Raw genomic sequence first — 9,880 nt, forward strand, 5'->3', positions numbered from 1 at the left:
TGGGTAAGAGTACCATCAACATCGGAAGCAATTAAACGGATGTCGGACAAATCAGCTTGATTGAGATTGAGCAGGGTCATACAGAAGAAATGAAACTATAATCAGAATACAGCCAACGGGAGACTATTGGAAAATCTAGCGATTCGCCGATGAAGTTGAAACTACCATAATGGAGTATTGACAATCCCAGAATTTGTACCAACAATATTCTCAAATACCAATCCAGAGAAATTGATAGAATATACTCTCTAGATTGTCAATTTCCCCAACCCGTTGTCTTCAATCCTAAGCACCTAAAGAGGAACCCATGAGAAACAATATTCAGTCCAAGATTGACGCGGGCTACACTTACGACGAACTACTGAGCGAAGGACTAGCCAGCTTTGATGACATCGCCCGCTATGAATCGCAGTATTCCCTGTATGACGAAGATGCAGAACCAAAGCCCAAAAAGGCAAAAGTAAAACCGAAAACCCGAGCAATCAAGCCCAAAAAAGAAGCAGAAATTGACCTTGAATTCTAGCGAGAAATGACAAGATGGAATTTAGACAGATTGACCTGAAGACAGGGCAAGAGTTACCCTTGCCCGTGAAAACCATCGAGCATAGCTACCTCGAACTGAAGATCGGCAAAGATATTGAGCCGAGTAAACTTGCTGTTGGTAAGATGTACGATGGCATTACTGAAAGAGACATCGAGCGACTGCAAGAGCAAGGACTGTACCTAATTCTTGCCAATGGAAGAACCGCTTACTTTGGCGATCGCGCCATCGCCGAAAAGGTAAGCCAAGAAATCTTCACCAATCATAGCGATGCCGTCGCCTATGGCAGTTTGCCCGTCTCCGAAGCCAAAGCATCTATATTTAAAGAGCGATCGCGAATCCTGATCGTCGATGATGAAACCCTGAATAAAGACCCAGCCACAGGAATCTACCAAGCGGATTGGGGAGAGCAACCCATCACCCTTAGCAACGGGATTACTATCAGTGACAAAGCAATGGGAGCGATCGCCAGCAAGCTGGGAGACTGCTATAGCCTGATCTCCCCAGATCTCGCGACCCAACTGCAAGCCGAACCGAATCGTCCATTCCAATATCGCGCCGCCGTACCTGAATGGCAGGGCGTGATTAAAGGCACTTGTCGAGCTAGCTTACTCTGCCAAGCCCTAGAAGTCGATGGCATTATCGCCAAATCGAGCATCAAAGGCGACAACAAAACCACCACCACAGGAATCCATGAAATTAGCCTATTCTGGTCAAGAAAAGAAGACGCTAAATTCACCGAACAGAAACTAGGAACTCAGGCTCTAGTCTTCTTCCCCGAAGGAGTGCAAGCAGACGTACTCCCCAAGCTGAAAATCAAAGCCGAACGCCTCGCTGAAGCCCAATCCGATCCGCGCAAGGTAGCGCAACTGTATATCGAACGCCATGAAAAGCGTCTACAGCAGAGACAAGAAGAACTAAGCGATCGCGCTAACATTACCCAAATCATCGAGCCAGAACTAGCACTGGAACTGGGATTGAGCTCACTAGAAAACACAACAGCCAATGAAATTGACCGAGAGCCATTAAATTCCCCTAACGAAGAATACCAAGATTGGCTGTATGACATCCTCAAAACTGACTTGATTGAAGGCGGTCATTGCCAGATCTTAGAAATGGAAGATATCGCTAAACGATTGCGAGAATTCCTACAGAGCGAATGGCAAGAAGTCGCCACAGGAGGCGTTTACGTCCCCAGTGGTATCGCTCAACCCCACAATCAACTCCAAGAAGGCGAAGTCAGTTTTACAGGACTACCCGATGGAGCCGAAGTTGCCATCTATCGCAGTCCTGTCGCCAATGCCGCTAACTTTGATGTATTTACGAACAACCTCACAGTTTTGTGCGAACTAGATCCCGAAGCCTATAGACAGAAAGGAGTCTGCTACCTCAATCCCAACGATGCCAAACGACTGGTAATTGACTTTGACGGCGATCGCGTGGGGATTATTCCCAGCCAATTATCCCCCGAACAGCAAGCGAGTTCCCAGAAAATCATTGAGCAGTATCCAATTCTAATCCAAGAAATCATTGACAAGAATCTGCCAGAGAACAAACCAATTCAAGTCGAAAAGGAAAAGAAGATTCCTCGTGATGCTACTAATGGATTTGTCAGCCTCGCCAGTGCTGCGGTAAATGCTGCTGACAACCCCACAGGAAGAGTTGCTAATCTAGGCATGAGGCTAGAAGCCTTGCGATGGGAAACGCAATATATCCCAGAAGTTGAAAGTAGCGAATACTTGCAAAACATTGGCAAACATTTCCAAAAGCTACTTGCAGAAGACAAAGATCCTAAGAAACCCTTTCGCATTCTCAATGATACATGGCGGAATCAGATTGCCGAAATTAGCCAAATCGCCAGTACCATTCCCAACCAACCCGAACCAGAAAAAGCGACTGCCGTAACTACAGGCTTAGGCAAAACCGAGAGACTGCTATGGAATCTAGAAAGCCTCGCAGCCGTGAACTTACAACGTGCTGTCGATACGCCCAAAAGTGCCAGAAAAGTCAATGAAGATGAATTTAAATTCTGCCAGAAAGTTGCCAAATACAAACAGGTGGAATGGATTAAAGACAAAGACAACAGCTACGCCTATATCGGTGCTGAGGGCATCAAGACCAATACTCAAGATCCTGTCGGATGGTGGAACAAGCCAACCAGATTTACAAGGAACATAGTCTGATTGGCGATCGCAATTACAACCGATTTGACCATATCTTCCCCAAAGACAGCCATACAGCCGCAGATAGCGAATGGGCAAAGGGAGTCGCTACGCACTATAACAAGCTCATCTCCGAAGCCGCCGCCAGTCGTAGTCGCCTAGAGCATGAAGAAGGCATAGCTTTGACGGCAACCTCGGCAAAAGGTAACAAAATCGAAATCGTCAGTGCGATCGCCACCGACCCCGATGGCGAATCCCCGATCTGGGAGATCGCCCGCAAAGGAGAAACCGTCGATATCCAAATGGCAAAAAATAAAGACTGGAAAACCGAAAAACAATATCCCTACAAAGCCGTCGCCCTAATCGATCGGGACAAAATTGACGTGGGATTAATCTCGCCAGCCACCTTAGCCGCCTACGGTAAAACCATTGAAAAGGACAAAATCTTCGGCAACCTGAAACTAGAATTCCAACTGGGAATTTCTAAAAATGACGTTGACGACAAATTTGCTGCTGCCGAGAAATATCTGGAAACCCAGAGAGATGCAATTCCAGAAACCGAACGAGATCGCCGAGCGGCTGCCCTCTGGCATAACAACAACCGCGCGATCGCAGGCAAAATGTTTACCGAAGTCGTAGCCCATCGCCTAAAAGAATTACAGGTAGAAACAATCAAAGTAATTGGCTTGCAGTATGAAACCAACGAACTCAAAGATCGACAATCCCATGAATCCCTAAATTGCAGGATAGCGATCGAAGCCAATCCCCAAAGCCCCATCTATGACAAAAGGGTAATTCAAGTCCAAACAGGCGACCAATGGAAAAACATGGGTGTCGTCCACAATGACGCAGCCTATATGCCCATTGGCAGTCAGTTTATCGCAAATATCCATATTTCTGCCAGTAAGAAAGACGCAGACTTAGCGATCGATCGAAGTACGCTCAAACTACCTGAAGTGTGGCATGGACTATCACCAGAACGAGTCAAAGAAGCAGTTAACCTCGATGAAATCGTACCGCAATTAAAAGAAGCGATCGCCAAAGCTGTTGCCAACCAACCGACCATGACCGAATTTGTAGCAAAGCTTGCCGATGAGAACGTGGGACTAAAAGCGCAAGTACAGACAGGAGGCAGAATTAACGGGATTACCTATCTCTATTTTTTGAGTTATTTGTTTATCAACGTTATGTTATGTTGTACAACTCAGAGCATTGAAAGTTATAATTTTACCTAAATGCGCTAAAATTCAGCATTAAAGGTTAAATTACTAAGTTTTTATAATTTATATTTCTCAAAGTAGCCCTTATTTATGTCGTTGTATACGGAAAACGCTGAAAAATGGAAAAGTCTTGCTTCAATCGATTACTTTACTCAGTTTATAAAAGCTTGGATTCCTTTCAATGCTTGGTATAAAAACTTCTATCCAACTATTGATACCGATAGAAGAGCAATAGATGAGATAAAAGCGAATCGCAATAGTTTTCGTAATAGGCTTATTAGCCTTTTAGAAGATCAAGATAACGCTGGGTTTACATTTAAATCACGTATTGCAGAACTTCATTTACAGTTAGAAAGAAAGTATATTTACAATAAGAATGAACGGATAACCTTTGAAAAAATTAAAATCGAAGAGAATACTAGACTTAGCTATGATTTTCTCCGCAATAATTTAAAATATGAAGCTATAAGAGGAATACCTCACAGAAGAGGGCAAATAGACATATTTATCTATAACAGAGATAGTACAGTTAAGTTTAGCTATACGCAAACTGATGGTTTTGATTTAGACAATCTAATTAATAACTCAAACTTTCAACTTCTATCGCCAAACCAGCAAAATAACCTTAAAGCTTGCTATGAAGAAATTAATCCTTCCAAAACAATCAGTCTATTGAGTAATGACATCAATAATTGTATTCAAATGGGAAATCTTCATTTTATCAACGATAGGGATAAGCTTTGCAAAGGTATCATAGAAATTATATATAAGCTTAGGAATGTATTATTTCACGGAGAAATTATCCCAGATAGTGATACTAATAAGGTTTATGAACCTGCGTATCAAATACTTCATACACTCATTCAGTCTCTTTGAGTGATTTTATTTTTAGATTACTGTCATATATACTATTTAAATCATGAACTTATCCGATATTCTTAAAGACTCTGAATACAAGCTTTCACAATTTAAGCCTAATGAGGTGGCTTGGCTTGAGCAGACTATTTTTTTAAAATCAAGCACTAAGGGGGATGTGCCTTATGTTAAGTGTTTGGTGCGGGGTAAGGATATTAAGTTAACACCTGAAGAAGCGGTTAGGCAGCTTTATTTAAAAGTTTTGTGCGATCGCTATCATTATCCAGTTAATCGGATTCTGGTAGAATATGAGGTTTCTTTTGGGCGGGAAAAGAAACGAGCTGATATAGCGATCATGGATAAGGATCGCCCGAATGTGCCCTATATTATTGTGGAACTGAAAAAGCCCAAACTTAAGGATGGGAAGGATCAGTTACGGTCTTATTGCAATGCGACGGGTTCACCGATTGGGGTTTGGACTAATGGCGAGCAGATTTCTTTTTATCAGCGAAAAGATCCTAACTATTTTGAAGATATTACGGATATTCCTAATGTTAATCAAACATTGGCGGATATTCTCAATGAAAGATTTACACTGGTTGACCTGATTAAAAAGGATAAGCTGGTCACTGAGAAAAAGTCTTTAAAAGCGTTGATTAAAGAAATGGAGGATGAAGTCCTTGCTAATGCGGGGGTTGATGTTTTTGAAGAGTTGTTTATGTTGATTTTTACGAAGCTTTATGATGAGTGGGAATCAGGACGAGATGAGAAGCGTAAAAAAACGAGGTTATTAGAGTTTCGGAATACTGGACAAACTGAGACTGAGCTAAAAACTAAGATTCAAGGTTTATTCGATCGCGCTAAGAAAAAATGGGAAGGCGTATTTAAGGAGAGCGACAAAATTACGCTCAGTCTGGCTCATTTATCAGTTTGCGTAGCATCTTTGGAAAATGTAAAATTGTTTAATTCCAATCTTGATGTGGTTGACGAGGCATTTGAGTATTTGATTAGTAAAAGTAGTAAGGGTGAAAAGGGGCAGTATTTCACGCCGCGCTATGTGATTGATATGTGTGTGAAGATGCTGAATCCACAGGAGGATGAGGCAATTATTGATACGGCTGCGGGTTCTTCTGGGTTTCCTGTGCATACTATTTTCCATGTGTGGCAGCAAATTATTGATGATGAGGGTTTACAGGTTAGTAATTTGTTCTCGTTGGAAAAGAAGCCTGCACGTTGTGAGGATTATGTTAAAAATAGGGTTTTTGCGATTGATTTTGATGAGAAAGCGGTGCGGGTATCACGGACTTTAAATTTGATTGCGGGAGATGGACAGACAAATGTTTTGCATTTGAATACGTTGGATTATGAGTCTTGGAAAGAGAGAGCTAAAGAAGATGATTGGCGTGATGTCTATGGTGATGGGTTTAAACGATTGCGAGGTCTTGCGGATAAGAAGGATGATTTTAAGTCTTTTCAGTTTGATATTGTGATGGCTAATCCACCGTTTGCGGGAGAAATTAAAGAGTCACAAACTATTTCAAAATATGATCTGGCGCTTAAGCCAAATGGTAAGCGTCAGGAGAAAATGGGGCGTGATATTTTGTTTATTGAGCGCAATCTAGACTTTTTGAAGGCTGGGGGTAGGATGGCGGTGGTGTTGCCGCAGGGAAGGTTTAATAATTCTTCGGATAAGTATATTCGTGATTTTATTGCGGAACGATGTCGGATTTTGGCGGTGGTGGGTTTGCATGGGAATACGTTTAAGCCGCATACGGGAACGAAGACTTCGGTGTTGTTTGTGCAGAAGTGGAATGATGATCCAAAGGCTGGGGCTTTGTGTCCGCGTCAGGATGATTACAATATCTTTTTTGCGACGATGCGGAAGGGTGGTAAGGATAATTCGGGGGATAAAGTTTATGTGAAGCGATCGGAGAGATCCCCCCTAGCCCCCCTAAAAAAGGGGGGGGGAGAAAGTCTTGAAGTCCCCCTTTTTAAGGGGGATTTAGGTGGATCGGAGTTTTTGCTTGATTCTCACGGTCATTTGATTGTGGATCATGATTTGTTTAATCATGATGGTTTGACTGAGGATGGAATTGCTGAAGCATTTATGGAGTTTGCGAAGAAGGAGAATTTAAGTTTTTTTGATTTAAGCTCATCTGTTACGCCGTTTGATCCTGAAAAGTATGATCGGTTAATGGATGAGCTAGAAGCGGCAGAAGTTAAATTAAGTAGTCTTGAATTTTCTGGAAGAATTGATTCTGAATATTACCGTCCAAGATTCCTAGAACTAGAAACAAAAATCTCTAGTAAGAATCACTGCTACTTAGAGGAAAAATCGAGTTTCTTAATTGGACCATTTGGATCTCAGTTTCTTGTGGAAAACTATGAAAAAAGTTCACGATATAGATATGTTCGAGGAAAAGATGTAAAACCTTTTTTTGTTATGGATGATGACAATAACTACATTCCAGAAAAAGACTACATAAGATTATCTAAGTATAAACTTCTTAAGAATGATATTTTAGTTTCAGTCGTTGGAACTATAGGTAATTCATCTATCGTTACTGATGAGGTTTTACCTGCAATGTTTAGCTGTAAAAGTACTGTTCTCAGGATAAAAGATGAATATTTCCCTAAATATTTGCTTACTTATTTAAACACCGAAACAGGAAAAGGTTTTTTGCTTAGAAAAACTAGGGGCGCTATTCAAGTAGGGCTAAATCTAGATGATTTAAAAACATTGCTAATTTATATTCCAAGTATTGATTTTCAGAAATTTGTGGCTCATCTTGTCGATGCATCTAAATACTGTTTAGATCAATCAAAGTTATTTTATCAACAAGCTGAAGATTTATTGTTGTCAGAGCTTGGGTTGAAGGACTGGCAACCGACGGATGAAAATATTGCGGTTAAGAGCTTTTCGGCTTCGTTTGGGACAAGCGATCGGCTTGATGCTGAGTATTATCAACCTAAATATGATCAACTATACAGCTTGTTAAAAGCTACCAGTTTACAAAAAGGATGGGAACTTAAAAGACTAGAGAGTTTATCATCAGTTTTTAAATATGGAGTTTCAGATGCCCTTGAGTACATTGAAAGCGGAGTGCCATTTTTAAGAATTGCAGATTTACAGAAATATCGTTTTTCAGAGAGTGATTTAAAATTTATCTCTCATGATGCCGCTAAAAAATATTCAGCAACAGTACAAACAGGGGATGTTTTAATCTCTAGAAGTGGAACATTGGGACTAGCTATTGTAATTCCTGAATACTTGAATAACGCTATTTACGGTAGTTATTTTATTCTGACTAGACCTGATCAAAACTTAATTAATCCCAAATATTTAGCTTTTTATCTAAACTCATTAGCTGGTAAATTACAAACTGAGCAAGCAAATACAGGAGGGATTCAAACCAATCTCACAATACCTGTACTCGAATCTTTATTGATCATGTGTCCACCGTTAGATATTCAGCAAAGATTGGTAGATAAAGTTAATCAATCCTACGAGGCTCAAGATCAATCCAAACAACTGTTAGAAATTGCTAAAACTGGGGTAGAAAAGGCGATAGAGGAAAATGAAGAAGTAGCGATTAATTGGATAAATGAGCAGTTAGAAAGTAGCCAGCCGTAGCAAGTCTAAAACTAGGCATCGTCAACTTCGCCCAGAAACGCAGAGTCAAAACTTCCTACACCGTCTGGCAATGGTTTAGCCCACAAGCGATCGCCCAAGATGTCTTACCCACCACCCAACAAAAAGCCGAAACCCTAGTCGCCGCACAATCAGACATCAAACAACTCTGCCAACTCGTGCAAACCGAGCAATGGGTCAAAACCGACGACCCAGAAGCCGAAACCAACGAAGAAGAAGCCGATGGCAAAATCCTCGCAGAAATCCTCAAACATGATATCCACGGACAACTGCTAGAACATCCCTACGTGGTGCGAAAGATTGAAGACCTCGTAAGAAGAAGATGGTTAACCCTCGCCACTAGCGGCGGTATCAACTTCTCCAGTTTTATGACCCAGCCCTGCCCCGAACTGGGAGAACTCGAAATGTGCATCCCCGAAATACCTGAAGGCGAATATGTAGGATTCCGCTATCCCATCCGCGATCGCAATGACCTACAGATTTGGACTAACAAACACATCAAGGGACTCAACCAACAGGGAACCATGTATGTCAATCCAGACATCGCCCGTGACTATTGCGGCATGGACTTTGATGGCGACACCTTTTGCGTGAAATCAGTCCAGAAACTACCAGCGATCGCCAAAGAAATCCGCCAGCACCACATTAAGCCCACCACCTACAAACCCGACAAAGTACCCGTGCAAGGCACATTAGCCGAAGTTGCCCTCAGATCCACCGAAAACCAAATTGGATTGATTACCTATTACCTAGCCACTGCATGGGCAACAGGACAGCATCAGTACATCGCAGGCTTAGCTCAAGAAGTCCAAGTCGCCGTAGATCGGCTCAAATCCAACCTCAGCCACGACCAAACCTTTCTCGATGAAGTGGGCAAAAGCTTACCCAAACTGGATTGGCTGATCGATCGCAAACAACAAGGAGTCTATGGCAGCTACTACGATCCTAAGCAGAGATGCAAAATGCCCGCCAGACCAATGGAAGCGAACGGAGAATACAGTGACACAATCTCTTTATTGATTCAGTCAGTGAATGAGATCTGGCAACCCGTAGATTTACACGAACGTACCCTACTCGAATTCCGCGAACTATTTGTCAAACCAAGCGAGATTCTCTACAAAAGAGCGATCGCTCGACGCGATGAATATACCAGCAAGATTAGGGAAGCCATGAAACTATCAAGCGATCGGGAATCCCGCAAGAAAATCCTGAGAGCCGCAGTGCAATGGGCAAAGAGCTTAGGCGAGAAACTACACAACAAAAGCGAGAAAACTGCTCAAATCTGCGCCGCCGCTATGTGGCAAGCCAGTCACAACGGCGATCATGGAACCGCCAGCGTTGCATTCAATATGTTCCTACCAGAGATCTGCGATCGCCTCCATGACAACCAACTGATGCGACTACAAATTGTAGGAGCGCAGTATGGAGAACTCGCATCAACCAAATGGAC

General features: G+C 42.2%; 5 protein-coding genes and 1 pseudogene. All 6 read left to right on the forward strand.

Annotated elements, in window-relative coordinates; all coding sequences use genetic code 11:
- Positions 1–307: 307 nt before the first annotated feature.
- On the forward strand, positions 308–523 hold the full coding sequence (locus AC805_RS01845; protein ID WP_055073842.1) for a hypothetical protein: 216 nt from the start codon (positions 308–310) through the stop codon (positions 521–523).
- A gap of 14 nt (positions 524–537) precedes the next feature.
- Positions 538–2,724, forward strand: coding sequence for a hypothetical protein (locus tag AC805_RS01850; protein WP_055073843.1), 2,187 nt, complete (start codon positions 538–540; stop codon positions 2,722–2,724).
- Entirely contained in the window at positions 2,682–3,938 is a 1,257-nt protein-coding gene (locus AC805_RS25990) for a hypothetical protein (protein ID WP_197278601.1), read from the forward strand. Before AC805_RS01850 ends, AC805_RS25990 begins: the two co-directional genes overlap by 43 nt.
- A gap of 75 nt (positions 3,939–4,013) precedes the next feature.
- On the forward strand, positions 4,014–4,799 hold the full coding sequence (locus AC805_RS01860; RefSeq protein ID WP_055073845.1) for a hypothetical protein: 786 nt from the start codon (positions 4,014–4,016) through the stop codon (positions 4,797–4,799).
- Between the two features lie 43 nt (positions 4,800–4,842).
- Positions 4,843–8,412: an N-6 DNA methylase gene (locus AC805_RS01865; RefSeq protein WP_055073846.1), complete on the forward strand. Its 3,570-nt coding sequence runs from the start codon at positions 4,843–4,845 to the stop codon at positions 8,410–8,412.
- A 176-nt stretch (positions 8,413–8,588) separates the two neighbouring features.
- Positions 8,589–9,880: pseudogene (locus AC805_RS01870) on the forward strand (hypothetical protein); the annotation flags it as partial.

The sequence above is a fragment of the Pseudanabaena sp. 'Roaring Creek' genome, from assembly GCF_001402795.1.
Taxonomy (GTDB): Bacteria; Cyanobacteriota; Cyanobacteriia; order Pseudanabaenales; family Pseudanabaenaceae; genus Pseudanabaena.

Excerpts from the sequence above, each read along its gene's own strand:
- AC805_RS01845 (WP_055073842.1), top strand. The coding sequence starts at position 308 with ATGAGAAACAATATTCAGTCCAAGATTGACGCGGGCTACACTTACGAC.
- AC805_RS01850 (WP_055073843.1), top strand. The coding sequence starts at position 538 with ATGGAATTTAGACAGATTGACCTGAAGACAGGGCAAGAGTTACCCTTG.
- AC805_RS25990 (WP_197278601.1), top strand. The coding sequence starts at position 2,682 with ATGGTGGAACAAGCCAACCAGATTTACAAGGAACATAGTCTGATTGGC.
- AC805_RS01860 (WP_055073845.1), top strand. The coding sequence starts at position 4,014 with ATGTCGTTGTATACGGAAAACGCTGAAAAATGGAAAAGTCTTGCTTCA.
- AC805_RS01865 (WP_055073846.1), top strand. The coding sequence starts at position 4,843 with ATGAACTTATCCGATATTCTTAAAGACTCTGAATACAAGCTTTCACAA.